This window comes from Marinomonas sp. NPDC078689 (assembly GCF_044542435.1).
In the GTDB taxonomy this organism is placed as follows: domain Bacteria; phylum Pseudomonadota; class Gammaproteobacteria; order Pseudomonadales; family Marinomonadaceae; genus Marinomonas; species Marinomonas arenicola.
The window spans coordinates 118,682-144,201 of record NZ_JBITUJ010000004.1; the positions used below are offsets into that span (position 1 = coordinate 118,682).

General features: G+C 45.7%; 23 protein-coding genes. 18 read left to right on the forward strand and 5 right to left on the reverse strand.

Annotation, left to right across the window (positions count from 1 at the left end; genetic code table 11):
* The first annotated feature begins 136 nt into the window (after positions 1–136).
* The 6 genes from ACIGBN_RS08980 (at position 137) to ACIGBN_RS09005 (ending at position 6,671) form a co-directional block, all read left to right on the forward strand.
* Positions 137–1,714 carry an ABC transporter substrate-binding protein gene (locus tag ACIGBN_RS08980; protein ID WP_396664933.1) on the forward strand — a complete coding sequence of 526 codons (1,578 nt, stop codon included), beginning with the start codon at positions 137–139 and terminating at the stop codon, positions 1,712–1,714.
* 78 nt (positions 1,715–1,792) lie between these two features.
* Complete coding sequence (locus ACIGBN_RS08985) at positions 1,793–2,773, forward strand: ABC transporter permease (RefSeq protein WP_133001364.1); 981 nt, start codon at positions 1,793–1,795, stop codon at positions 2,771–2,773.
* Complete coding sequence (locus ACIGBN_RS08990) at positions 2,770–3,708, forward strand: ABC transporter permease (RefSeq protein WP_133001365.1); 939 nt, start codon at positions 2,770–2,772, stop codon at positions 3,706–3,708. Before ACIGBN_RS08985 ends, ACIGBN_RS08990 begins: the two co-directional genes overlap by 4 nt.
* A 1-nt stretch (position 3,709) precedes the next feature.
* Complete coding sequence (locus tag ACIGBN_RS08995) at positions 3,710–4,711, forward strand: ABC transporter ATP-binding protein (protein ID WP_396664936.1); 1,002 nt, start codon at positions 3,710–3,712, stop codon at positions 4,709–4,711.
* Positions 4,712–5,722, forward strand: a complete 1,011-nt coding sequence (locus ACIGBN_RS09000) for an ABC transporter ATP-binding protein (RefSeq protein ID WP_396664940.1) — start codon at positions 4,712–4,714, stop codon at positions 5,720–5,722.
* Positions 5,723–5,750: 28 nt separating this feature from the next.
* Complete coding sequence (locus ACIGBN_RS09005; RefSeq protein WP_133001368.1) at positions 5,751–6,671, forward strand: LysR family transcriptional regulator; 921 nt, start codon at positions 5,751–5,753, stop codon at positions 6,669–6,671.
* A 56-nt stretch (positions 6,672–6,727) separates the two neighbouring features.
* Here ACIGBN_RS09005 and ACIGBN_RS09010 read toward each other — a convergent pair whose 3' ends face one another.
* Positions 6,728–9,139 (reverse strand): EAL domain-containing protein, encoded by a 2,412-nt coding sequence (locus ACIGBN_RS09010; RefSeq protein ID WP_396664943.1) that lies wholly within the window; start codon positions 9,137–9,139, stop codon positions 6,728–6,730.
* Positions 9,140–9,295: 156 nt separating this feature from the next.
* Here ACIGBN_RS09010 and dbpA point away from each other — a divergent pair, with 156 nt between their 5' ends.
* From dbpA to hemG, 7 genes are all read left to right on the forward strand, one after another.
* Positions 9,296–10,678 (forward strand): ATP-dependent RNA helicase DbpA, encoded by a 1,383-nt coding sequence (gene dbpA, locus ACIGBN_RS09015; protein WP_133001370.1) that lies wholly within the window; start codon positions 9,296–9,298, stop codon positions 10,676–10,678.
* A gap of 24 nt (positions 10,679–10,702) precedes the next feature.
* Positions 10,703–11,074 (forward strand): hypothetical protein, encoded by a 372-nt coding sequence (locus ACIGBN_RS09020; protein ID WP_133001371.1) that lies wholly within the window; start codon positions 10,703–10,705, stop codon positions 11,072–11,074.
* Positions 11,075–11,429: 355 nt separating this feature from the next.
* Positions 11,430–12,872: a xanthine dehydrogenase small subunit gene (gene xdhA, locus ACIGBN_RS09025; RefSeq protein ID WP_396664946.1), complete on the forward strand. Its 1,443-nt coding sequence runs from the start codon at positions 11,430–11,432 to the stop codon at positions 12,870–12,872.
* Positions 12,865–15,246: a xanthine dehydrogenase molybdopterin binding subunit gene (xdhB, locus tag ACIGBN_RS09030; protein WP_396664948.1), complete on the forward strand. Its 2,382-nt coding sequence runs from the start codon at positions 12,865–12,867 to the stop codon at positions 15,244–15,246. Before xdhA ends, xdhB begins: the two co-directional genes overlap by 8 nt.
* A gap of 10 nt (positions 15,247–15,256) precedes the next feature.
* Positions 15,257–16,558, forward strand: a complete 1,302-nt coding sequence (guaD, locus tag ACIGBN_RS09035; protein ID WP_396664949.1) for a guanine deaminase — start codon at positions 15,257–15,259, stop codon at positions 16,556–16,558.
* A gap of 21 nt (positions 16,559–16,579) precedes the next feature.
* Complete coding sequence (locus tag ACIGBN_RS09040) at positions 16,580–16,723, forward strand: hypothetical protein (protein WP_396664951.1); 144 nt, start codon at positions 16,580–16,582, stop codon at positions 16,721–16,723.
* A 3-nt stretch (positions 16,724–16,726) separates the two neighbouring features.
* Positions 16,727–17,263, forward strand: coding sequence for a menaquinone-dependent protoporphyrinogen IX dehydrogenase (hemG, locus tag ACIGBN_RS09045; protein ID WP_396664953.1), 537 nt, complete (start codon positions 16,727–16,729; stop codon positions 17,261–17,263).
* A 266-nt stretch (positions 17,264–17,529) separates the two neighbouring features.
* Here hemG and ACIGBN_RS09050 read toward each other — a convergent pair whose 3' ends face one another.
* A complete protein-coding gene (locus tag ACIGBN_RS09050) occupies positions 17,530–18,033 on the reverse strand; it encodes a hypothetical protein (RefSeq protein ID WP_133001375.1) in 504 nt (167 codons plus the stop codon).
* Between the two features lie 249 nt (positions 18,034–18,282).
* Between ACIGBN_RS09050 and ACIGBN_RS09055 the strand changes: the two genes are divergently transcribed.
* Entirely contained in the window at positions 18,283–19,530 is a 1,248-nt protein-coding gene (locus ACIGBN_RS09055) for a multidrug effflux MFS transporter (RefSeq protein ID WP_396664955.1), read from the forward strand.
* A 68-nt stretch (positions 19,531–19,598) separates the two neighbouring features.
* Here ACIGBN_RS09055 and ACIGBN_RS09060 read toward each other — a convergent pair whose 3' ends face one another.
* The 3 genes from ACIGBN_RS09060 to ACIGBN_RS09070 form a co-directional block, all read right to left on the reverse strand.
* A complete protein-coding gene (locus tag ACIGBN_RS09060) occupies positions 19,599–20,198 on the reverse strand; it encodes a TetR/AcrR family transcriptional regulator (protein ID WP_396664957.1) in 600 nt (199 codons plus the stop codon).
* A gap of 192 nt (positions 20,199–20,390) precedes the next feature.
* Complete coding sequence (locus ACIGBN_RS09065; RefSeq protein WP_133001378.1) at positions 20,391–21,164, reverse strand: oxidoreductase; 774 nt, start codon at positions 21,162–21,164, stop codon at positions 20,391–20,393.
* A complete protein-coding gene (locus tag ACIGBN_RS09070; RefSeq protein ID WP_396664959.1) occupies positions 21,161–21,553 on the reverse strand; it encodes a VOC family protein in 393 nt (130 codons plus the stop codon). Before ACIGBN_RS09070 ends, ACIGBN_RS09065 begins: the two co-directional genes overlap by 4 nt.
* A 340-nt stretch (positions 21,554–21,893) precedes the next feature.
* Here ACIGBN_RS09070 and msrA point away from each other — a divergent pair, with 340 nt between their 5' ends.
* From msrA to ACIGBN_RS09090, 4 genes are all read left to right on the forward strand, one after another.
* Entirely contained in the window at positions 21,894–22,520 is a 627-nt protein-coding gene (msrA, locus tag ACIGBN_RS09075; RefSeq protein ID WP_396664961.1) for a peptide-methionine (S)-S-oxide reductase MsrA, read from the forward strand.
* Positions 22,521–22,591: 71 nt separating this feature from the next.
* Positions 22,592–22,969, forward strand: a complete 378-nt coding sequence (locus ACIGBN_RS09080; protein WP_396665160.1) for a carboxymuconolactone decarboxylase family protein — start codon at positions 22,592–22,594, stop codon at positions 22,967–22,969.
* Positions 22,970–23,464: 495 nt separating this feature from the next.
* On the forward strand, positions 23,465–23,830 hold the full coding sequence (locus ACIGBN_RS09085) for a PEGA domain-containing protein (RefSeq protein ID WP_341567262.1): 366 nt from the start codon (positions 23,465–23,467) through the stop codon (positions 23,828–23,830).
* A gap of 4 nt (positions 23,831–23,834) precedes the next feature.
* Entirely contained in the window at positions 23,835–25,511 is a 1,677-nt protein-coding gene (locus tag ACIGBN_RS09090; RefSeq protein ID WP_396664963.1) for a DUF4105 domain-containing protein, read from the forward strand.
* Positions 25,512–25,520 lie beyond the last annotated feature (9 nt).

Below are 25,520 nucleotides of genomic sequence, written 5' to 3' on the forward strand. Positions count from 1 at the left end.
TTGCTATATTTTTACGCAATATTTTGTAATTATAGTATCCAATCGAATGGTCAACTTTTATAAACCTGACCCATTTATCTAGGCAGGATTATATGATCTCTTGCTCTTTTTTGTTGGTTGTAATAGAGACAAAAGCATGTTTATCAGCGCACTACATCACCTAAAACTCAATCACTGTCGTTTTTTTGCTCGTGCTTTTTTGCTTTCCATCACCACATTATTAACGTGTCAGACGGTCTCGGCGGTGACACTTAAAATGGCGTTTGATGCCGATCCCGTGTCGCTCGACCCCCATGAACAATTATCTGAAGGCACATTGCAGTTTTCGCACATGGTCTTTGATCCATTAGTACGCTGGAAACAAAACGGGCAAATCGAACCTCGTTTAGCCACCCACTGGAAACAAATCACCCCCACCACCACACGCTTTTTCTTGCGTAAACACGTGCATTTTCAAACCGGCAATGTGTTTACTGCCGAAGACGTTGCTTACACCATTCGACGACTAAAACGCTCTCCAGACTTTCGCGCCATGTTTGACTCCATCAGCTCGGTCGTCGTCATCAATAAATACACAGTCGACATTCGCTCCACGAACACCAACCCTTTGTTACTCAACATCATGACCTATGTTTTTCCAATGGATAAGGTGTTTTACCAAGGCCGCGATGAAATCATTAAATTTGGTAATTCATTTGCCTCTCAGCGCGTATCAGGCACAGGTCCTTTTATCGTCCAAGAGCGCGAACCCGGCGTACGCATGGTGCTCACTCGTAATAAAGATTATTGGGATACAAAATCAAAAGGCAATGTTGATAAGATTATTCTTACCCCCATCAAAACAGACTCTACACGATTGGCCGCCCTTCTTTCTGGCGATGTAGACTTTATTTTTCCGGTGTCTCCGATTGACATCGAGCGCACCAAAAACAGCAAAGGCATAAAAATCATCACCCTACCAACTGGGCGCATTCTGTTACTGCACCTAAATGAGAAACGTCGCTCAGAATTTCGCGATGTCAGAGTTCGCCGCGCAATCAACTTGGCCATCAACCAACAGCTTATCGTCGAAAAAATACTCCGCGGCTACGCGATCCCCGCAGGCCAACTCAGCGCAAGCAAGTTCCTCGGCCATGTAGACAGCATAAAACCCGAATACAATTTGCCCAAAGCGCTTGAGCTAATGAAGCAGGCAGGATATGAAAAAGGCTTTCGTGTCAGCATGATGGCCCCCAACAATCGCTACATGAACGACGACAAAGTGGCCCAAGCCATCGCCGCCATGCTGGGTCGCATACACATTACAGTCGACCTAAAAACTTTGCCCAAAGCCCAATATTTTCAGCAGTATGATGAAAGGGCCGCCGACATTATGATGCTAGGCTGGCAATCGGACACCGAAGACTCCAACAACTTATTTGAATTTATTATTGCTTGCCAAGATGCCAAATCCGGCCTGGGCGCTTATAATGCCAGCGAATATTGCGCGCCAAGCATTAATGAAGACATTAAACTCGCAAACCGTGAAATGAACCCAGAAAAGCGCGCTCGAATCATGCAGCAAGTGGAAATCAAGCTGCATAATGATGCCGCGATTGTGCCACTCTATTGGCAGTACAACACCTGGGCCGCTAAAAACAACTTACACATCGAAAGCATTGTGAATGATCAAAATTACCCTTTCCTTGGAGACCTTGTCATTGATGAAAAATAGTCTCCGCGAAAACCACCTATATTATGCCCAAGCACCGTTTTTGACTCACTTTTGTTTTGAGGGAGTGGCGCAGGACTAATGCTTGTTTTTCTTCTCCGCCGTTTAGTCCAAGCCATTTTTGTGATGATCATCATCAGCGCAATCAGCTTTGCGATTCAGAACAAACTGGGCGACCCTGTCCAGCAACACATGTCGATGACGGTGTCTCCAACAGAACGCGCTCAACTTAGACAAGAGTTAGGACTCAACGACAGCATAGTGGTGCAATATTGGCGCTTTGCTAAAAAAGCCATTCACGGCGACCTAGGCACCTCTTATTATTATAAAGAGCCCGTGTTGGATGTCATTTTTAAAAAGCTCCCAGCCACCGTCGAACTGGCTTTTTGCGCCATTATTATAGTGATCGGCATTGCCACGCCTTGTGGTATTTTGGCGGCCATTAAACCCAGAAACATTGTCTCTAGACTGGTTGTGGCACTGAGTACCATGGGGCTTTCCATCCCCATTTTTATCGTCGCCATATTTTTGGTTTATGTGTTTTCTATCAAGCTACACCTAGCCCCCAGCTTTGGGCGCGGTCAAACCACCAATGTATTTGGCTTATGGGACAGCGGGTTGTTTTCAAAAGACGGACTACGCCATCTTATTTTGCCAAGCATCACGCTCGCCTTCGCCTTAATGCCGATTTTCGTACGCTTAATCCGCGCCGAAATGATGGAAGTGCTGCAATCGGACTACATTCGTTTTGCCTGGTCTAAAGGCTTACCTACGCGCCGTATTTACTTTATTCACGCGCTAAAAAACACCATGCTGCCTGTCATTACCGTTGGCGGTATTCAGGCTGGGACGCTCGTCGCTTACACCATTTTGACCGAATCTATTTTCCAATGGCCCGGCATGGGCTTTCTCTTTATGGACGCCGTCAGTCGCGTGGATACGCCGCTCATTGCCGCTTATTTGATCGTCGTAGGCGGTATTTTTGTGATCACCAATACGTTCGTCGATTTGATCTATGGATTAGTGAACCCCACTGTAAAACTGGCAAACCACGGCCTATGAAATATTTTAAGAAAGACATTATCCCCCCTACGCCAAACAGTCGCTGGAGTCACATCTGGACAGGTTTCATTGGCGACAAACTGGCCACACTCTCACTGGCTATTTTTGTCTTTTATTGTTTTGTCGCGATCTTTGCCCCTCTGCTTGCGCCCTACAATATCAACAACCCCAACTTCATGGATTTGGCAAACGCTGAAATCGCGCCTCGTTGGATCAGTGGTGACAGTCGCTTTTTGCTCGGTACCGACGCCCAAGGCCGCGACATGCTGTCGGTGATTTTATACGGCACCCGATTGTCTCTAACCATAGGCGTGTGTGCCGTCTTGATTCAGGCAACGCTAGGCATTTGCATTGGCTTAATCTCTGGTTACCTTGGTGGCCGTACCGACAATTTTCTGATGCGCGCCGCCGACATTCAATTGTCCTTCTCCACCATGATGGTCGCGATTGTTTTCTTAGCCATCTTCCAAGCACTTTTTGGTATGGCCATGTACCAACAACTCGCCATGCTGATGCTAATTTTGGTGATTGGGTTAGCCGAATGGCCTTTATTTGCGCGCACCATTCGCGCCTCGGTATTGGCCGAAAAACAAAAAGAATACGTCGATGCCGCCCGTATCATGGGCATTAGTCCAAAACGCATTATGTTTAAACACATTCTGCCCAATACGCTCACCCCAGTGCTGGTGATTTTTACAGTACAAATTTCCAACGCCATTGTGGCAGAGGCGGCGCTTTCTTTCTTAGGGTTGGGCATGCCGGCGAACGATCCATCATTAGGCGCGCTCATTTCGGTGGGGTTCAGCTATATGTTCTCAGGCTCATGGTGGATTTGTGTCATTCCAAGCGTCACCCTCATCATCCTCATTTTGGTCATGAATATGCTCGGTGATTGGTTACGAGATCACCTTAATCCAAGGACTTACAAAGACTAGTATGAATCTGTTGAGCGTCAGCAACCTGCATGTAAACTTTCATCTTAAGGGCCAAGACTTGGCCGCCTTGATCGATGTTAGCTTTACCCTTAACCGTGGCGAACGCATTGCGATTGTCGGCGAATCGGGGGCGGGGAAATCCATTTTAGGTTTCTCAATTGTTAATCTAGTCGATAAACCAGGCTATATAAAATCAGGCTCTATTAAGCTGCAAAACAAAGAGATCACTACGATGTCTTTACCGCAGCTGCAAGAAGTGCGAGGCAAGCGCATCGCGATGATTTTCCAAGACCCCATGATGACACTCAACCCAGTGCTGACCATTGGCGTACAATTGGTTGAAGCCATCCGCAGTCACACTCGCATTTCTTTCAAAGACGCAAAAAACATCGCCATCGAAAAACTCCACAGCGTGCAGATTGCGTCGCCAGAAAAACGTTTTAATCAATACCCCCATGAATTATCAGGCGGCATGCGTCAACGGGTTATTATCGCCACCGTTTTACTGCTCAACCCAGACATTATTATTGCCGACGAACCCACTACCGCGCTGGACGTGACCATTCAAGCTGAGATCATTCAGTTGTTGCTGGATATTTGCCGCAACAACAGCATGGCGCTACTGCTGATTAGCCACGACTTAGGGGTTGTTTCTCGCGTTGCAGAACGCACCATTGTCATGTACGCCGGCCGCGTCGTAGAAGAAGGTCCTACTCTGGAAATCATCAATGATCCGCAGCACCCGTACACCCAAGGCTTGCTGAATGCGTTGCCGCAAATGGCTTTACCAGGTCAGCGTCTTAATCAAATTCAGGGCAGCATGCCACCGCTTAATGAGCGGCCTTCAGGTTGTGCGTTTCATCCGCGCTGCCCGTATGCCACAGAGCAATGCCGCCAACAACAGCCCAGTTTCATTCACAGCGGCGTCTCGACCGTGGCCTGTTTTATGGTAGAAGACATGATCAATGACGCCCACCTCGATGACGATGAGGAGAGCCGCTAAATGCCTACTCCTTTGATCCAAATAAGCCACCTTGAAAAGTCCTTCACCACCAATAATAGTTGGTTTGACCAGTGGCAAATTGACCGCGGCAAGATTCGACGCAAAAAAGACAGCGTCCACGCCTTAAACGGGGTGAATTTGACCATTAACCAAGGTGAGACATTGTGTGTTGTGGGGGAGACAGGCTGCGGCAAATCCACCTTAGCGCGCGTACTCATGGGGTTAACGCCTGCCAGCAGTGGCGAAGTGCATTATCAAGATCAACGCATCGATCACCTTAACGATCGCCAGCGCATGTTGTTTCGACGTCGTATGCAAATGGTTTTTCAGAACCCATACGCGTCGCTCAACCCAAGAATGACCGTCTATCAAACACTGAGCGAGCCAATCTCCTTCCACAACCCTCAACTATCCGCGAGCCAAGTGGATGAGAAAATCCATGCGTTACTAGAATCCGTCGGTATTTCCCCTTCTAGCATGGACAACTACCCGAATGAGTTTTCTGGTGGTCAACGCCAGCGCATTAGCCTTGCCCGTGCGCTCTCCGTCGAACCAGATTTTATTATTGCCGATGAACCCTTATCCGCACTGGATGTGTCGGTTCAGGCACAAGTGCTGAACCTGATGATGGACAAACAAGAGGAACGTAACCTCACCTACTTATTCATCACCCATGACCTTGCTGTGGTAGAGCATTTTGCCACTCGTGTTGCGGTGATGTACTTAGGACGCGTTTGCGAATTAGCCAGTACCAGCACACTTTTTAGCGCCCCTAAACACCCTTATACAAAGGCTTTGCTCTCAGCGATTCCGCGTCTGGACAACAACACCACACAGCCGATTCGTTTGATGGGTGAAGTACCCACCCAAATGGACAAACCCATTGGCTGTGTTTTTCAAGCGCGCTGCCCTTACGCGAATCCGCGTTGCTACAAAGAGTCACCTGAAATGATTCGCCAGCCAGACAACAGTTCGGTGGCTTGTCACGCAGTGGATGAGGGTCGTTTATGAAATACGGACGATTACCTAGGGGGGCTTCATGGAAATAAGGTGGCTTGAAGATTTTATCGCCCTCGCAAAAACGCGGCACTTTTCGCGTGCGGCCGATGAGCAAAATGTGACCCAACCAACGTTTAGCCGACGCATTAAACTGCTCGAAGAAGAAATGCGCGTCACGCTCATTGACCGTAACACCTTGCCGTTATCGCTGACGCCAGCAGGCGAAGTGTTTCTGCAAAGCGCAGAACTCATTACCAGACAATTAAGAGACACAAAAGAGCGCTGCCAAGAAATTCGCAAACAAGAAGAGTCTCAAATACGCTTTATTTCAACACAAACCTTGTTTCTCAGCTTTTACAAAGAAGCCATCGAACCTTTCTGCGCAAGCATTGGCATGGAAATGGACGTCAATATGAAGTCGAGTTCTTGGCTCGGCATCGACTTTGTCAACGCCTTGGTCAATCAACAGTGTGACCTCATGCTGTGCTATTGGCACCCTGCGATTAATTTCATACGCGCACTGGACGACGATCAGTATGACTACCTCGTCATTGGCGAAGAAACCCTCATCCCTTGCAGTGCAACCGATGAAAATGGCGAACCTAAATACGCGCTACCAGGCATGAAACGTAAACCGCTTCCTTATATTGGCTATTATGAAAACTCATTCCTACAGCCCATTATCAGCCACCATTTACAGCGTCAACGCGAAGTGCCACAGCTGCAAACACTGAACGAGAACTACCATTCAATCAGTGTGAAAGCCATGATAAAAGAAGGTTACGGCCTAGGATGGGTGCCGAAAAGGTTGCTGTTGGACACATTAAGCTATGGCAAGGTGGCGCTGGCGGGCGAAGAAAACTGGCACATTCCCTTAGAAATACGACTTTATCGGTCTCGATTAAACCAGAGCCCCAACCTAAATCAGCTCTGGAACAGCCTAAAAGAAAAAATGACCTAACCTTTGCCGGTTAGGTCATTCTGATCGTGCACGGGTTAGGTTGCGTCTACGACACGCTAATTCTCTAACGTGCCATCGTCTTCTTGCTGCTCGCGCAATGCGACTATCATAGGGTCGTTTACCATCGAACTTGCCCCCAATGCTGCGCTAAACAAATACCCTTGACCAATATCGCAACCGTAACTTTTTAGCCGCTCTAATTGATCCGTTCGGGTAATGCCTTCGGCGATGACCTTGAGGTTTAAATCATGACTTAGATTGATAATGGCTCTGGTCAACGCATCATGATCAGGGTCTTCCATAATGTCTCGAATAAAGACCTGATCGATTTTCACGTAATGGAATGGCAAATCTTTTAGGTAACTTAAGCTTGAATAACCGGTTCCAAAATCGTCAATCGCCAATTTCATACCCAGCTGACTGACTTGCCTTAAGAGCTCTGCACAGCTTTCTGCGTCTTCAATCAAAATCGACTCGGTCACCTCAAGCTCTAACAAGCTCGGATCGATTTTGTATTTGTCCAACAAGCCCAATAAGTGCGCTAAGAAATTCGGTCGTTTTAATTGTGCAGCAGAACAATTGACCGCAATCGGAGGCACTTGAATGCCCTCTTCTCGCCACACTACTATGTGCTTGCAGGCTTGTTCAAAAACCCACTCGCCCAACAGCAAGATAATCCCAGTTTGCTCTGCAACCGGCACAAATTCAGCAGGAGAAACCCAACCCAATTCGCTGTCTTCCCAACGCAGCAAGGCTTCTAAACCAACACATTTTTGTGTATTTAGGTCCACTTTAGGTTGAAATTGCAGCTCCAACACATCGTCTTGCAAGGCCTGACGTAAACGCGTTTCAATGCGCACATTGCGCGACAAACGCGCGCCCATCTGAGCGTCGTAAAAATAATAAGTGGCACGTCCCGCCGTTTTGGCTTCATACATTGCCATGTCGGCGTTCTTCACCAATGTCTCGGCATCTAGACCATAATCTGGGTACAAGGCAACCCCAATGGAGCAACCTATGTTGAGTGTCCGCCCATCAATAAAGTAACTTTGGCTGACCTGCAGAATGACTTCTCGACACAGGCCTTCTAAATAGGCGTTCTTTTCATGCTCTCTCAATACCAACAGCACTAAAAACTCATCCCCACCCAAACGGCCAATAACGGCCTCATCAGGAAGAACAGAGCGTAAACGCTGGGCCACCTTAATCAACAGCTTGTCGCCAGTCTCATGACCAAAGGCGTCATTAATGGTTTTAAAATAATCGAGATCCATGAAGAAAGACGCCAATTTCTGATCTTTCAAACGGCATCGGCGAATCAGCGTATTAAGCTCTGTTTGGATTTTGTAGCGACTAAACAGCCCCGTTAATTCATCAATTTCTATGTGGTCACTGGCCAAACGCAAGGCCTGATTGTAGGCGTTGGCGAGTAATTTCACGTACCAACTGAGCAATACGGCCAATAAGCTGAATATCACAAAGGCCACGATAATCAGCCCCCAGTTAACCAAGCTCGGGAAGCTGGAACTGTAACGTGTGTCGACACGCCAACTGCGCCCTGCAAAATCAATAACATGGGTGTTGTAAACGCCTTTCGACCAATAGATTTCATGGTTCGGGTCGAAATCTCTTCCATGGCTTGAGTCGGCAAACCAAACTGGGTGTTCAGGGTCATCGCTCACATCAGAAATACGATAAGAAAAACCTCGCTCACTGTGACTTTCTAGCTGCTGCTTGAGGCCTTTCACATCAAAAATAACCCCAATAACGCCATAAAAACCCAACTCGTCGGTCACTCTACCCTTTAGGTTATCTAGGGGAAGATAAATAGAGCGCCTTAATACAAACTTATCCGGTTTCACCGATTCAGAACCTGAGGCTATCGACATTATCTGCGACATAACTAAGGATTTAGCGCTTCTAATACGTTGAATTACCTGATGGTTTACATAGCTAGGCTCTAATAAGTCAAAGCCTGGGTTACTCGTAAAGGGATAACCATAGGTCAGAGGCAAATAGCCTTCGCGCGCTCCTCTTGGGGTGATATTAAAGTCCATTTGCCCCATTAAGCTGCGCTGTTGCTTTAGATAAGCATTCAGATGGTCATGGGGGACATATTTGGCAAAATAGACCCGTAAGGATTGGTTTTTTTCAGTGGATTCGTATTGCTTACTCGCACGCTGAAAAATATCGTAGGTGAGCGCCTCATTGATGGATTGCACCATGACAGAAAAAGACGTCACTTCTTTGCCGTAATTTTCTAGCGCATCTTTTAATAGCGCAACAAACTCATCGCCTGCGATTTGTTCGTCGGACAAGATGTGTTGCTTTTCTTCATGATACAAAGCCAAGCAGGTTGTGATACCGCAAAAGAAAACAATCGAGAAAACGATAAGATACGCATGTTTTACATGGCGTCTTGTCGAAGCGACTAACCAACTATCTCGGTGATTTACAGGTTCATTCAAAAAGCGTGTTCCCTATTAAAACGGTATCTTTTTATATTATCGGTAACTTTACTTAAAATGCACGAATGAAACACCCCATTATTTACAAAAACCAACAACAAAAACGCTTTTCTGTTATTCTTAGGGCTTATTTATTTTGATATATACAGGCCTTTCGTGACCCAGTTTTCTCTCTCTTCAGACATTGCCTTGCCAACAAAACTTACCTCTCTGTTAACAGACATGGGGTTTACGGCATTTACTCCCATACAAGAGCAAAGTCTTCCTGCCATGATTAATGGCAAAGATATTCTCGCTCAAGCACAAACGGGGAGCGGAAAAACGCTGGCTTTTGCGATCGGCCTTTTGCTTAAAATCAACCCTCGTTACTTTGGCGTACAAGCGCTCGTCATGTGCCCAACCCGTGAACTTGCAGACCAGGTTTCCAAAGAAATCCGTAAAGTGGCGCGCTTTTTAGAAAACATCAAGGTATTGAGTTTGTGTGGCGGCATGCCCTTTGGGCCACAAATTGGCTCACTAGAACACGGCGCCCACATTGTGGTTGGCACACCAGGTCGCTTAATGGAGCACTTGCGCAAAGGCACACTAAAACTCAATGCCTTGAGCACCTTGGTGTTAGATGAAGCCGATCGTATGCTAGACATGGGCTTTGTTGACAGTATTCGTGAAGTGGTTGAGCTGACCCCAAGCAATCGACAAACATTATTGTTCTCAGCCACTTATGGCGACACAATTGAAGCACTGAGCAGTGAATTTCAGAACAAGCCTATTTCGATCCAAATCGAAGTTCAAGAAGACCTCAAGCCTAATATCGAACAATTTTTTATCCGCAGCGAAAACGCGGCGAAATGTGAAACCTTATTAGCCACATTGCAGCACTTCGACCCACGCCAAGTGATCGTCTTCTGTAACACTAAAATTGAATGTCAAAATGTAGCGGATTGGTTAAGTGAGCACAAGGTAGCCGCTCAAGCGATCCACGGTGATTTAGAACAAAAGCAACGCGATCAAGTCTTAGTGCGTTTTAGTAACCAAAGCAGCTGTGTCTTGGTCGCGACCGATGTGGCCGCTCGAGGCATTGACGTAAAAGAAGTCGACCTCGTCGTTAACTATGACACCACCCGCGACACTGACGTCCACACTCACCGTATTGGCCGAACTGGTCGTGCTGGTGCTTCTGGTATCGCCGTTAACCTTGTCACCTCAAAAGATGACTATAAGATCCGAGACATAGAAACTCGCTTCGGAATTACAGCCAATTACGTCGAGTTGGATGCACTGGACCCGTCTTATCGTCTTGTTCCTAATAAAGCGACGATCGCCTTTGATGCTGGCCGTAAAAATAAACTTCGTCCAGGCGATATTTTGGGTGCGTTAACCGCGGGCATTGGTTTAGACAAATCCCAAGTGGGCAAAATCGATATTTTTGACTATCAAGCTTATGTCTCTGTAGATGGCAAAGAAGCCAAACGCGTCGTCAAAGAGCTAGAAGACAAAAAAATCAAAGGCCGACACATTCGCGCACGCATTTTGCGCTAATAGGTTAGAGAAACGACACGCACCATGATGAAACATGCGCCGCCATTTTGGCAATCGTCAATCGCTCAATTACTTGGCTTTGTCGGCGGCTGGTTACTCATCAGCTACACCACCCTCACCCCGATGGAGCAGCTTCCTGCTGTCGCGGGGTCAGACAAGCTTCATCATGTTTTGGGGTTTGCAGGGTGGTCATTGTTGTGTGTGTTTGGGCCTCGAAAACGCTTCTTTGTCATGGCGCTTTTTATTTTTCTATGGGGCGGCGCCATTGAGTTAATTCAACCTAGCGTTAATCGTTATGGTGAATGGGCAGATTTTTTCGCCGATGGCGTTGGCGTATTGTTGGTGGTGACGGGCGCACTCTTTGTGTCTAGAGCAAGCAGCAAAGCCTCCCCCTAACTCAGATTCATCTAGCCGCGATTACGCCCAGAAATAAGCCCTCAGAAACACACCGCGCGACACAAACCACACCGTCAAAGAACGCACCAAAATAAACAGACCGCCCACTATTTAAGCACACGCCATAAAATCCAGACAAAGGTTTGACAAAACATAACCGATCGGTCAAGGTTTTGCTTATAGCGTCAAATTATCGTGGCAGATCCTGCCCAAAATACCAATATGATGCCCATGTTCTACAGTTTAAATAAGCACTAAAGAGCGCGAACTGGAACGCGGTAAATACGATGTAATGGGCTGATTACATTCGTCACCAGCATCGCAAAAAAGCAGACTGCTTTCAGGAGAGACAACCGTGATTCAATTTTTACTGAATCAAGAGCTTCGTCAAGAAGACAACCTAGACCCAAATTTGACGGTATTAAATTACCTGCGCAATACGCTCACCAAAACCGGCACCAAAGAAGGCTGTGCTTCCGGTGATTGTGGTGCCTGTAGTGTGGTGTTGGCTGAGGTTGTGGCAGGCAGCTTACGCTATCGCAGTGTGAATTCGTGCTTAACCTTTGTTTCTGCCCTTCATGGTAAACAACTCATCACAGTGGAAGACCTAAAACACCAGCAAACCTTACACAGCACCCAACAAGCCATGGCCGATTGCCACGGTTCTCAATGCGGTTACTGCACCCCAGGCTTTGTTATGTCGCTTTTTGCTCTGCAGAAAAACGCAGAACAGTATGATCCAGCACAAACCAGTGAAGCGTTAGCGGGTAATTTGTGCCGATGTACTGGCTATCGCCCTATTTACGACGCGGCAAAACAGAGTTGCGAAAACAAACAGGCGGATCAGTTCGACGCCCAAGAAGCCGACACCATATCAAGATTGGACGCCATCAAACCGATCAGCAACACAGAGTTACAAGGTAAAAATCGTCGAGCTTATTTGCCAACCAACAGCCAAGAACTGGCGCAGCTTTATCAACAACACCCAGATGCGCATTTATTAGCTGGCGGCACCGATTTGGCCCTAGAAGTCACCCAGTTCCACCGCGCGCTCGATAAGGTCATCTACCTTGGTAATGTCACAGAGATGAAGCAAGTGACAGAAACAGACACCATGATAGAGATTGGTGCTGCCACGCCTCTCACGGACTGTTACGCCGTACTCGCTCAGTATTACCCTGATTTTGGTGCGTTGCTGCACCGCTTTGCCTCCTTACAAATCCGCAACCAAGGCACCTTTGGCGGCAACATTGCAAACGCCTCTCCCATTGGCGATTCTCCCCCTTTGCTGATCGCGCTCGACGCTCAAGTGCAACTAAGACAAGGCGACAGCACGCGCCTTATTGCGATTGAAGATTACTTTTTGGACTACAAAAAAACCGTACGTCAATCGAGCGAGTTTATTGAGAAAATTTTGGTGCCAAAACCAACCCACGCGACATTCAAAGCTTATAAGGTATCAAAGCGCATAGACGACGACATTTCAGCCGTTTGCGCGGCCATGAACATAACAATCCATGCCGGCAAAGTCACCACCGCCAGGCTTGCGTTTGGTGGTATGGCGGCGATCCCAAAACGCGCCAGCCATTGTGAGCAAGCCCTCGTCGGACAAGCATGGTCACAAAGCACCATAGAAACCGCGTGCGCTGCCCTCGCGCGTGACTTCACTCCATTGAGTGACTTTAGGGCCTCGAAAGAATACCGCCAATTGGTGGCACAAAATCTATTGCGCAAATACTTCATCGAGACCACGTCTAACCCAGACCACCTGATAACGCGAGTAACGGCCCATGTCTAATCATTCCGCCCCAGAGCTCAGCCAAGCAGAATTAGAACGTTTATTCAAAGCCAACCTTAAAACCGGGGTGGGCCGCGGCATTAAACACGAAAGTGGCGACAAGCATGTCAGTGGCGAAGCGCAATACATAGACGACAAATTAGAGTTTCCTAATCAGCTCCACGTGTATGTGCATACCAGCGAATACGCTCACGCCAAGATCCTTAATATAGACACCAGCGCCTGCTTAACCATGCCAGGCGTGGTGCGTATTATTAGCGCGCAAGATGTGCCAGGTGAACTGGACGTTGGCCCAGTACTAAAAGGCGACCCCTTGCTTGCCGATGGGCTGGTTGAATATTACGGCCAGCCGATTGTTGCGATTGCCGCCACCAGCCACGAAGCCGCCTTGCAGGCCGCTAAAGCCGTCAAGATAGACTACCAACCCCTGACGCCCATTCTTGATGTTAAAGAGGCACTAGAAAAACAGCACTTCGTTCAAGACAGCCACCAGCTGGTCATTGGCGACAGCGCGACCGCGCTCGAAAAAGCCCCTCTGCGCCTGCAGGGTGAACTCTATATTGGCGGTCAAGAGCACTTCTACCTCGAAACCCAAGTGGCCTCTGTGATGCCTGCTGAAGACGGCGGCATGATTGTCTATTCCAGCACGCAAAACCCGACCGAAGTACAAAAACTGGTGGCCAGCGTGCTTGGCATCAGCATGAACAAAGTCTTAGTGGACATGCGCAGAATGGGCGGCGGCTTTGGTGGCAAAGAAACTCAAGCCGCCCCGATCGCGTGCTTGTGTGCGGTGTTTGCTCACCTAACCGGACGCCCAACAAAAATGCGCCTACCGCGCATGGAAGACATGTCGATCACCGGCAAACGTCACCCGTTTTATGCACGCTACGACGTTGGTTACGATGCCAACGGACGCGTGTCGGCGCTGAACATGGAACTCGCTGGCAACTGTGGCTATTCGCCGGATTTATCCGGCTCCATTGTCGATCGCGCCATGTTTCACGCGGATAACGCGTATTTCTTCGAGCACGCCACCATTACGGGTTATCGTTGCAAAACCAACACAGCGTCAAACACCGCTTATCGTGGCTTTGGCGGCCCACAAGGCATGGTGCCGACAGAAGACATTCTCGATGCCATTGCCCGTCAATTAGGCAAAGACCCATTGGACATTCGCCGCTTGAATTATTACGGCACCAACGAGCGCAATATGACTCCGTACCACCAAACGGTTGAGCACAATATTCTGCCGGAGATCACCGAAGAGTTAATCGCCAGCTGCGATTATTACGCGCGCCGCGACGCCATTAAAGCCTTCAATGCCAGCAGCCCGATTCTTAAAAAAGGCTTGGCACTCACTCCAGTAAAATTTGGTATTTCGTTTACCAATTCTTTTTTGAATCAAGCCGGCGCCTTGATACACATTTATACCGATGGCACGATTCATTTGAACCATGGCGGCACCGAAATGGGCCAAGGTCTGAACACCAAGGTTCAACAAATCGTCGCTCAAGTGTTTCAAGTAGAAACCGACAAAATCCAAATCACCGCCACCAACACAGAAAAAGTACCGAATACATCGCCAACCGCGGCGTCTTCCGGTACGGATTTAAACGGCAAAGCAGCCCAAAACGCCGCCTTAACCATCAAGCAGCGTTTGATCGACTTTTTGGCAAGCCATTATCGCGTTTCGCCAGAAGACATTGAATTCAATAATGGTCAGGTTAAAGTCCGCGACACTTTCCTCTCGTTTGAATCCCTGATTGAATTGGCTTATCTAAATCAGATTTCTTTATCGAGCACAGGTTTCTACAAAACCCCCAAAATCCACTACGATCGTGCCACCGCCAGTGGCCGTCCGTTTTATTACTTTGCTTACGGTCTGGCCTGTTGTGAAGTCATCGTCGATAGCTTTACTGGTGAATACCACTTTACCCGCACCGACATTCTTCATGATGTGGGCGCCACCTTAAACCCTGCCATCGACATCGGGCAAATTGAAGGAGGTTTTATTCAAGGTATGGGCTGGCTAACCAGCGAAGAATTAGTCTGGAATGATCAAGGTCGTCTCATGACAAGCGGCCCAGCAAGTTATAAAATCCCTGCCATTAGCGATATGCCGAATGATTTACGAGTCACCTTGGTAGAAAGCCGTAAAAACCCTGAAGACACGGTTTACCATTCAAAAGCCGTAGGCGAACCGCCCTTTATGTTAGGCATTGCCGCTTGGTGTGCTATTAAAGACGCAGTTGCATCCGTGGGCGAGTATCGCTTCCACCCAGACATAGACGCGCCAGCCACACCAGAACGAGTGCTGATGGCCATAGAATCCATTCGAAAGCAATCGAACCGAAAACAAACGAACAACCCGTAAGAGAGACACCATGAGTCAACTAAAAGCCTGGCGTGCCGCCATCATACATTGTATTGCGGACCCTAAAGACGTCGGTGTAGAACACGCCTATGAATATTTTGAAGACGGTTTGCTGATTGTCGACAACGATAAAATCAGCGCCATTGGTCACGCCAAAGACCTCTTAGCGACCTTGCCTGCAGATACTCTGATAGAACATCATCCAGAGGGTTTGATTACCCCAGGATTTATCGACACGCACATTCATTATCCGCAAACCGACATGATCGGCTCTTACGGCGAACAATTACTCACTTGGCTAAACACTTACACCTTTCCAGAAGAAGGCAAATTCCACGACAAAGCTCATGCCCGCGAGGTCGCAGATCGCTTTTTGCAAGAATTATTGCGTAACGGCACCACCACCGCCTTGGTATTTGGCACTGTACATAAAGTCTCTGTGGAGGCGTTTTTTGAAGCCAGCGAAGTTCATAACCTACGCATGATTTGTGGCAAAGTCATGATGGACCGCAATGCGCCAGAGTATTTAACCGACACCCCAGAAACCAGCTACCAAGAAAGCAAAGAATTGATCGAGGCTTGGCACAACAAAGGCCGTTTGCACTATGCGATCACGCCTCGTTTCGCGCCAACCAGCTCAGACGAGCAGCTATCGCTTGCTGGCCAACTACTCAACGAATACGACGATGTTTACATGCACACTCACCTGTCAGAAAACAAAGACGAGTGCGCTTGGGTTCAGGATTTGTTTCCTGAGAGTAAACACTATTTAGACGTATACGATCACCACCAATTACTCAGTGAACGCTCAGTCTTTGCCCATGGTATTCACTTGTGTGACAGCGAATATCATCGCCTGCACGAAACCGGCTCAGCGATTGCTTTTTGCCCAACCTCTAACCTTTTCATTGGCAGTGGCTTATTCAAACTTGGCAAAGCAGAAGAACATAACATCCATGTTGGTATGGGAACCGATGTGGGCGGCGGCACCAGCTTCTCAATGCTGCAAACATTGAATGAAGCCTACAAGGTCATTCAGTTGCAAAATGAAAACCTAAGCCCTATCAAATCGCTGTATCTTGCGACCCTAGGTGGTGCAAAAGCATTACGTTTAGAAGAGAAAATTGGTAACCTTATGGTGGGCACCGAGGCGGACTTTGTCATTCTGGACAAGAAAGCCACTCCGCTTATTTCTTCTCGCTTAGCCCTTTCGAAAAGCATCGAAGAAAGCCTCTTTGTCTTTATGACCTTAGGCGACGACCGAGCGATTAAAGCAACGTATTCAGCAGGACAGTGTGTTCACCAGCGCTGATCCAAAAAAGGGAAACAGACAATGACCAGCCCACTCGTTACCATCGCCCTAGGCGGCTTCGCTATTTTTTTTGTTGGCCTTGCGGTTATTGCAGGACTCGTCATCCTCAAAAAATACAAAGCAGAACAGCTAAGAATAAAAGGAAAAGATGAGCGAGGAAGCTAAGTCATGAGCCATTCTATGGGCAAAATATTGATGCTGTATTCCAGTGTCGATGGGCACACGCATGCCATTTGCTTGCGACTTGCTGAGCAACTCAACGCGAACTACGCCATTACCTTGCATTCCCTTGATGACGCGGCTCTCCCAAATCCACTGCAATTTGACAAAATCATCCTAGGGGCCAGTATTCGCTACGGCAAACACAGGCCCAATGTCGAACAGTTTATTCGTCAATATAAACGCTTATTAAACGACAAACCCAGCGCTTTTTTCAGCGTCAATTTGGTGGCTCGAAAAGCCGAAAAGAACACCCCAGACAGCAATCCTTACCTGCAGAAATTACTCACTCAGTGTGATTGGCAACCTCAACTAAAAGGGGTTTTTGCGGGGAAAGTAGATTATCAAAAATACCGTTTTTTTGATCGACAAATGATTCGTATCATCATGTGGATGACGAAGGGACCCACCGCACTTGATAGCTCAATCGATTACACAGATTGGCCGTCGGTAGACGCCTTTGCGCAACGCATTCATCAGCTATAATTTTCCACAGCGGCGCCTTCTGCTACAATAGCAAGATCTCAAATAGGACCCTTTACCATGAACTACGCGCCTCTTTCTTTTGCTATTTTTGTTCTGCTTTGTCTTGGCCTTGCTTTAACGATTGCCGTGCTGCAGATAAAAAAGAACAAAAATAAAAAGTAACCGTCATGCTAGGCGTCATCGACCGCGCAGATTGATGACGTCTTATTTCTTTTGAGCCTATTGTATTTCTCTTGAAAGCCGCTAAATAAAGCCACTCTCAAACGTTAAGGGTAGAGCCGCACTATGCCGGTTTCACCCGCCATGTCCCCCACTATCCAGACTTTCTCAAAGGCATGGGGCTCAGGCATGGTAATCAAGTGCTCTAACGCCTTAATCCCTTCTTTGCTCCACGCCGGATGCGCATTGCGGATCACCAACCACACCCGTTTTGATTTGTATTTTTTACCGGACTTGTTTTCTAGAATTCGATTCAGTGCTTGTAACAGCCGACTGTCTGCGGGTTCGCTTTCAAGCTTATGAAGCGCGGCGCGGGTTTTGTCGGTCAAATCGCGTCCTAAAATGGCCATGGCTTCTGGCTCATCGCCGTACAAATGCGCAATTTCCAGATCCAAAGGCTCTCCCTCTAACAGACAAGACACGTCGGGACGAATGGGATTATTATGCCAAATATGACGAATTCTTTTGCCGGTATTGCGCTCATACCAACGCATAAACAACTTGGCCGCTTGATGCTCTAAGGCGATTTTTTCTTCTTCGCTGTGAGACATAAATCCTCCCTTTTATACGACATGGAGAGTTTGCTCTTGATACTTTCCTCAATAGAAGCGGCATAACAGCCCCTATCTATTAAGTATTAGATTACTTCATGAAAATCCCGAGCGCACCACTAAAATACCCCAAGCCCATTTAATCCTACGATGCCTAATAACAAGCTCCTGCCTGAGCGTAATATTAGGTTATAATATCGCGCCCGCTTTCTCGCGGAATCTCTTTATGGCCATCTACTTGGATACATTATGGAAAATCATCAAAACAGTGCGGCGTCAGGCATGTCATCAAAAGAGTTTACCATTCTTGTCGCTCTACTAATGTCTATTGTCGCTATTTCAATCGACGCACTATTGCCAGCGCTTGGCATTATAGGAAAGGACCTAAACGCCACCTCGGCCAATCAGCCACAACTACTGATTAGTATGCTGTTTTTAGGCATGGCCATTGGCCAACTGATTTGCGGGCCCTTGTCAGACTCTCTAGGACGTCGCCCTGTGCTGTTTGGTGGCTTTGCTCTTTACTTGGTGGGCACGGTTATTTGCTACCAAGCCAACGACTTAGAAACCTTGATGGTTGGACGTTTTATTCAGGGATTAGGCGTGGCTGGACCTTATATTTCCGCCATTTCTCTCGTTCGAGATTTGTATCACGGCTCGCAAATGGCGCGAATTATGTCATTGGTGATGATGATCTTTATGCTGGTCCCCGCCATTGCTCCGACCCTAGGACAAGCCATTCTACTGCTTGATGATTGGCGTGGCATTTTTGAAATGTACTTGGTGTATGCGGTTATTTTAATCGCTTGGATTCTATTTCGCTTAAAAGAAACCCTACCCAAAGAAAACAGAATCCCCTTCACGAGAAAAGGCTTTTATGAAGGCTTTAAAGAAGTACTGACCAACCGTATTACCGCCAGTTACACCGTCTGCATGGGTCTCTTTTTTGGCAGTTTTATCGGTTATTTAAATTCCGCTCAACAGATTTTCCAAGTGCAGTTTAAAACCGGCACCTTGTTTTCTCTCTACTTTGGCTTATTGGCGGTTGTACTTGGCATTTCATCCTTGATTAACTCGCGCATCGTCGAAAAGTATGGCGCCAAACACATCGCCTTTCGTGGCATTTACAGCGTCGTAATCGCGTCGGCTATCTTTTTAACCTTGCACGCCTTTGTCACCATCACCCTATGGATGTTTTTACTCTATGCTGCGGTGTTTTTCTTCTGCTTTGGCTTACTGTTTGGCAATATTAACGCCTTAGCCATGGAGCCAATGGGGCATGTTGCGGGCATTGCCTCTGCGGTGATCGGGTCGGTTTCGTCGATTATGTCGATGCTCATCGGCACCATTATTGGGCAAATGTACGACAACACACTCATCCCCATCGCCAGTGGTTTTACCCTGTTTGGCGGCATCGCACTGGGCATCATGTATTGGGCCGAAAAAGGCAGAATAGAAGAAGACGAAGACACTGCGGTTGAAGCTGGCTCAATCTAATCTTAAGCCAGTACCGCTCTGAGCAATAAGCCGAGTAATGGTGAGACCCATAGCTTTTTTATGGATAGCTACTCGGCTTTTTTATGGATAATCAGGCTTAATTGACGCTCTAGCACATCGACAGGTAAAGCCGTTTGATTTAACAAACTTGGTGTTAACAGCGCTTCTTTACTGACCGCTTTGAGCACAAAAAAGTTTTCAGTAGGCACTTTATAGGCGTCTAACCAAGCCAACAACACACGCTCCAATACCGCTTCAAACTGAGCAAAAAGCGCCACCGTCGTCGCGGCCATTTTATGCTGTTCACCCAATAAAATACGATACACCGCCAAGCGTTTAGCACTATTTGACCAAGCCTTCCACAGGGCAATCCAACCCGCAATAATCCCGCTATGGTCTAGGGCGCCCTGCTCAAGATACGCTTGAGCAAAGGTTTTCTGCGTCACTAACGTCTCATTCATTTCAGCATCGGCTTGCTCAATCAAGGACTCAAGCACCGATTCCCAGAGCACCAGTTTAGTCGGAAAGTTGCTGTATACCGTGGGTTTTGACACTGCCGCCGTGATGACAACTTGGTCAATGCTCGTGCCTTGGTAGCCCTTCAATGTGAACAGCTCTGCCGCCGCCTCAATAATCACGCCTTTTTTGCTGGGTCTTCCTCGTGCCACACCCTTCTCCTAATCTGACTTTGTCTTACGAAGTATTCTAACCCATTGATTCAAAAATAGTTTCATTTTCAGGATTAGGGCACATATTCACTAAGAAAAATGCCAGAAAAGACACCATAAAAACACCAGCCAGCCTAGATTATCAATGCTTTACAGCAGAGTACTAGAAGCCCATTGCGCCCTACCTTTCTCTTACAGTTCAAACAACACATCGCTGCGAACAATGTATTTTACACCTTGCGTGATAAGCTCTGAGCCATGCAAACAATGCAACGGATGGCTCCCATGAGGGAAGAGCAATAGACCGCCTGCTGGCGTACGAACATTGACCGCTTGAGCGTCTTTTACTTTTCTCGCTGGTCTATCTGGGTTCATTTGGTCTACTAGAAACTGCGTTTCTCCGCCCTCAAAGTCTTCACTTAAAAAGATCAAACACGTGTATAAACTGTAACGATCCCCAAAAGCGTCTACCTCAGGTCGACCATTGATGATTTTACTGCCAGGCCAAGCCCCATCCGTATGCGTACTAAAAAAATCCCCCGCCTGATAACGGTAAAAACGACAGCGCTGATTAAGCCCCAATGCCGCTTTGCCTAATTGAGAGGCTTCACTGGCAAAAAACGAGCCGATTCGCCCCCAGATTTTTCGCTCTGTGGCGTCATCAACCACCCAATTAAGATTCATGTTATGGCGAACATTGCGACCAAGAGACACAGCGGCGTCTTCTGTGTAACCCATGGCCTCTGTTGCCTCAATAAAAGACAAACACTCTTCTTGGCTAAGTACATTTAATAGTTGAAACGCACCGGGAACGCCTGCTATGTCATGGCGTTCAATATTACTGCTTGGCTGATCCGACAAGCCCAAAGGATTCTCATGCACACTCCCCCAAAGAGGCAAGCGGTGAGAAGTACGGCCTGATTCATAAGCCGCGACAAAAAAACGTTCTTGGTGAGTATGGTTCATAGAGTAGGAATGCCTTTTATTTCAAGAATAAGGTTTTCAGGAGCACGTACAAAAATCTGCTTAACAGGAGAGTTAGGGACAGACGAAATAGAATAATCCAGCCCCATACGATCAATACGCGCCATGGTTTCAGAGTAGTCATCACTGAAAAAACACACATGATGCACTACGTTTTGTTCGCGATGAAATGCGTGAGCCGCCTCTTTACCACGACTCATTGACTGGCCAAAGATATGAATAACGTCTTTGTCGCCCGCAAATAAAAAATAGCCATTAAAATTCAGACCAGGACGATCACCGACGTGCAAATCCAGCAACTCAACCAAAAAGTCTCTCATCACTTCTGGCTGTTTAGCGCTTAATGAAAGATGGTCAAATCGAATGTTCATGAATAACTCCTGACGTATATTATGGCTAGGCACGGTGCGCTAAAGACTAGAAAGAGGCGTGCATGAAGGTTTTGTTTGAAAGGAAAATGGCGAGACATCACAACATGATAAACATTCAAACAGTATGGCTAACGACCTCTGATGTTCGTAACCAAGAGCGCCATGATATCGTGCGGTTCATGGACTTAACACAGCGTAAAGATTGAATCACTTACTAATTAAATTAGAGAATCTTGAGGCGCGCTTTTTCTTGGCGCTGTGTGTAATAAATTGGCTGTCTGCTACGTCAAACTATGAACGCAAAAGAGACAATCACCTTAAAACGAAAAAGGCCCCTATTATGTTCATGACCAAACGACTTAAAACAACCATCGGGCTTGGAATTCTCGCCAGCGCTTCTTTTTACATGACCGCCGCCACTGCTGACACACAAACCATGATAGTCGCCGGTGGCTGCTTTTGGTGTGTCGAATCTGACTTTGAAAAAGTACCAGGCGTATTAGACGTAGAGTCCGGCTACATTGGCGGCCACACCAAAAACCCAACCTACAGCCAAGTATCAGGCAAACACACAGGCCATTTTGAAGCCGTTATAATCAAATACGACGACACTCAAGTCTCCCTTGCCACCCTCTCAGACTACTATTGGAAAACCATCGACCCAACCGATCCTAACGGTCAATTTTGTGACAAAGGCGCTCCCTACAAAACGGCCATGTTTTATCAAAACGAAAAACAAAAAGCCGTTTTCGATGCTTCATTAGCAAAAGTAGAAGCAAACAAACCCTTTAGCGCCAAAATAGTCACCGAAATCCTACCTGCCAAAACCTTCTACTTAGCGGAAGATTACCATCAGGATTATTACAAAAAGAACTCATACCGCTACCGCTTCTACCGCAGCAGCTGTGGCCGCGATAACAAAATAGAAAGCCTCTGGGGCGACGTCGCTAGCAAGGCTTACCACTAAAAGCCAAGCTTAATAAAAAACGCCTCAGGCACCGACATTAAAGGGATTTAAAGGTGCCTGTCCTGTTGGCAATGTTTGTACCTTCCATTCAAACGATTTGTATTCCTGAGCTTTATTCCGCTCTGCTGAGCAGACAGAAGGTTATTGATAGCTTGGAGGATATTTGTCCTGATCTAGCTCGTTTTACAATAGAGTATCCATTTGGTGACATCTATTCACGTAATGGCTTAGACCTTAAATCGAGAGAAATCGCTACGGTAGCAGCACTAACCGCGCTTGGTAACTGTCAGCCTCAGCTCAAAGTCCACCTTAAAGCAGCCCTTAATGTCGGCTGCTCTGAAGAAGAGGTCAAAGAAATAATCCTACAAATGTCTGTTTATGCAGGCTTTCCAGCAGCACTTAATGGCATGTTTGCATTTAAAGAAGTCCTCAACGAACACGGGGCATAACAAGCGCATCAAGTCGCTCGCAAGCTCACTGAGACACAAAACTATGCGGCGATTTAAGCTTGGACCTCACCCATATTTCGCTAAATTGCCGCTACGTTTCGGGGTCCCTTCTACGAATATTTAAACCTACCTGTCCTAGTTAATGACCCTGATAAAAAACATAAGCTCTCACGAATAACGCCAGAGCGATTCTTCGCGGGGAGCGGAGGTGTTGTTCATGAGAGCGACCGTTAACCATGCCTGTCCTGATAAATACTTTCCGTTACCGCTTTTACCACAGCAGCTGTGGCCGCGATAATAAAATAGAAAGCCTCTGGGGCGACGCCGCCAGCAAGACCTATCATTGAGCCTACTAAAAAACAGCCATTAACCACTCTGTCATAAAAAAGCACAACTTAAACTAAACAAAAAACTTACAAAAGCTTACAAATAAGGAGTTTTCGTGTAGAATAAGGACCTTAAAATCTTATTGCTTAAACTTTAAACGGAATTAATATGAAAAAAATCATTCTTACGACACTTGCCTGTGTAACTATACTTTTATCTGGCTGTGCATCAATTATCTCTGGTACAAATCAGACATTGACCTTCACCTCTAATGTTGAGGGCGTAAATGTCTATGTTGATGGTGCGTTAATAGGTAAGACTCCTGTCAGCGTTTCATTTAAAAAGAATAAAGCCCAAACAGTTATGTTCAAGAAAAAAGGTTACGAAACAGTTACAAGAGACATAACAAAGAAATTTGACCCTGTCGCTTTGATTAATATCTTCTGGGATCTATCTACCACTGATTTCATTACTGGTGCAGTATATGAATATGCACCAAATGCTATTTATGTAGAAATGCCTATAAAAGAATAAAATAATGCTTAAAAAAGACCAATATAAAGACATTTTCATCGGGATTTTTATATTGGTCGCCTTAATACCTAACCCAAGCGCAGCGGCAAACGACCTTACATTCACCCCAAAAACAACTGAATTTATTTTAAAAAATACATCCTCTCTAATACATCAAATAAAAGAAAAAAAAGGCCTAGGGTATAACAGCCTAAAAAATCAAATAATTTTATCTGGCTGCAACCCAAAAACTGTATTCTCCGACAACCTCTTAAAGAAAAAAAACCCTTATTTATTTAGCAAAGACTTCTCAAAAAAAATAGACAAATGTAAAAAAAATAATAATAGCAATATAGATATAGAATCAGCATTAAAGAACAAAGAAGTCTATTTAATAGTTGCCGAAGAAAGTCTAAAATCACCAATGTCATATTTTGGACATTCACTTCTTTTATTTTTAGATAAAGATGATTTTTATTTTTCTCCCGTCGTATCAATTTCAGCACCTACAGACAACCTAACTGCAGTTGAACAAATAACAAAAGGTGGCTTTTCCCATATAGAAGCAAAAATAAATATAACTCCACTTCATCAAATAATTGATTATTACGGTCACAAGGAATCACGAAAATTAAAATTCATTAATTTATCTGACCACCTTTTCAACAGAGAAAAATTAATACAATACTTTAAAAACAAATCATCTGAAAATCTTAGCTATAACTTTTTTTACCAGAACTGTTCTACCTATCTTTATGAAGCATTAAACTATTCATGTAATTGTTTTAAAAAAAAACCTATGATTATCACCCCTTCCTTATTAGAATTGAAAATACAAAATTTAGACCGAGAAGCAGTCGAATTTAAAATTGATTCATTACATCATGAATTTAACATTCAATTTGAAGAGCTAAAAAGGAGTGAGAAAAAAATAGCTAAAGATATATTTTCAAACACTAAGTTCAACACAGAAAAAAACCAAAAGTCTGGAAAAGTTGCAGCACTGGCCTCAAGATTAAGCTTTAAAAGTTATGGGAATATCAATCCTGGATATGAAAATGCTTTAGAGACATACGGAGAAGATTATTCATTGTTACGTTCAATACCTTACGATAAAAAAACAGAAAAAAATCATGATAATTTAAAAAACTCATCAATAAAAATTAAAAAATCAAAAAACTCTTTAAATTTGAAACTTTCTGCTATTGATTTCAATCAATTAGAACAGCGCACGAAAAAGTTTACATTTTCTGAACTTTCAGTGGGCACTATTGATTTTTTAAAAAAAAATGAGACCACGCAAGTGGAGTCTGTATATCTTTTAAATATTAAAGCATTAACTCCGATTGACTTTGTAACAAAGACTCCTTCTTGGAGATTAAAGTTAGGAGCTGAACGAGATGAAAAGAATAGATTAAAATCACTTTTTAGCTTTGGCATCGGAGTATCGTACTCCTTGTCCAATCTGACATTCTATACTTTACCAAGCATAGAATCAAAATCCTCTTTAACCTTTCCAATCTATTCTGGAGTTTTCTTTAAAAATAGATCCATTGTGATTAATTATAAAACAAAAAACCTAAAGGAAAACTCTCTAAGTATTTACAAGAGAGGAAGCGAAAGCATTGGTTATGAATATAAGATATCGAAAAATGAAAACTTAAAAACAGAACACCAAATAGGGTTATCTTACTACTTTTAAGTCTAAAAA

Coding starts and splice junctions, on each gene's coding strand:
- ACIGBN_RS08980 (WP_396664933.1), top strand. CDS start 137: ATGTTTATCAGCGCACTACATCACCTAAAACTCAATCACTGTCGTTTT.
- ACIGBN_RS08985 (WP_133001364.1), top strand. CDS start 1,793: ATGCTTGTTTTTCTTCTCCGCCGTTTAGTCCAAGCCATTTTTGTGATG.
- ACIGBN_RS08990 (WP_133001365.1), top strand. CDS start 2,770: ATGAAATATTTTAAGAAAGACATTATCCCCCCTACGCCAAACAGTCGC.
- ACIGBN_RS08995 (WP_396664936.1), top strand. CDS start 3,710: ATGAATCTGTTGAGCGTCAGCAACCTGCATGTAAACTTTCATCTTAAG.
- ACIGBN_RS09000 (WP_396664940.1), top strand. CDS start 4,712: ATGCCTACTCCTTTGATCCAAATAAGCCACCTTGAAAAGTCCTTCACC.
- ACIGBN_RS09005 (WP_133001368.1), top strand. CDS start 5,751: ATGGAAATAAGGTGGCTTGAAGATTTTATCGCCCTCGCAAAAACGCGG.
- ACIGBN_RS09020 (WP_133001371.1), top strand. CDS start 10,703: ATGATGAAACATGCGCCGCCATTTTGGCAATCGTCAATCGCTCAATTA.
- xdhB (WP_396664948.1), top strand. CDS start 12,865: ATGTCTAATCATTCCGCCCCAGAGCTCAGCCAAGCAGAATTAGAACGT.
- guaD (WP_396664949.1), top strand. CDS start 15,257: ATGAGTCAACTAAAAGCCTGGCGTGCCGCCATCATACATTGTATTGCG.
- ACIGBN_RS09040 (WP_396664951.1), top strand. CDS start 16,580: ATGACCAGCCCACTCGTTACCATCGCCCTAGGCGGCTTCGCTATTTTT.
- hemG (WP_396664953.1), top strand. CDS start 16,727: ATGAGCCATTCTATGGGCAAAATATTGATGCTGTATTCCAGTGTCGAT.
- ACIGBN_RS09050 (WP_133001375.1), bottom strand. CDS start 18,033: ATGTCTCACAGCGAAGAAGAAAAAATCGCCTTAGAGCATCAAGCGGCC.
- ACIGBN_RS09055 (WP_396664955.1), top strand. CDS start 18,283: ATGGAAAATCATCAAAACAGTGCGGCGTCAGGCATGTCATCAAAAGAG.
- ACIGBN_RS09065 (WP_133001378.1), bottom strand. CDS start 21,164: ATGAACCATACTCACCAAGAACGTTTTTTTGTCGCGGCTTATGAATCA.
- ACIGBN_RS09070 (WP_396664959.1), bottom strand. CDS start 21,553: ATGAACATTCGATTTGACCATCTTTCATTAAGCGCTAAACAGCCAGAA.
- msrA (WP_396664961.1), top strand. CDS start 21,894: ATGTTCATGACCAAACGACTTAAAACAACCATCGGGCTTGGAATTCTC.
- ACIGBN_RS09080 (WP_396665160.1), top strand. CDS start 22,592: ATGTTTGTACCTTCCATTCAAACGATTTGTATTCCTGAGCTTTATTCC.
- ACIGBN_RS09085 (WP_341567262.1), top strand. CDS start 23,465: ATGAAAAAAATCATTCTTACGACACTTGCCTGTGTAACTATACTTTTA.
- ACIGBN_RS09090 (WP_396664963.1), top strand. CDS start 23,835: ATGCTTAAAAAAGACCAATATAAAGACATTTTCATCGGGATTTTTATA.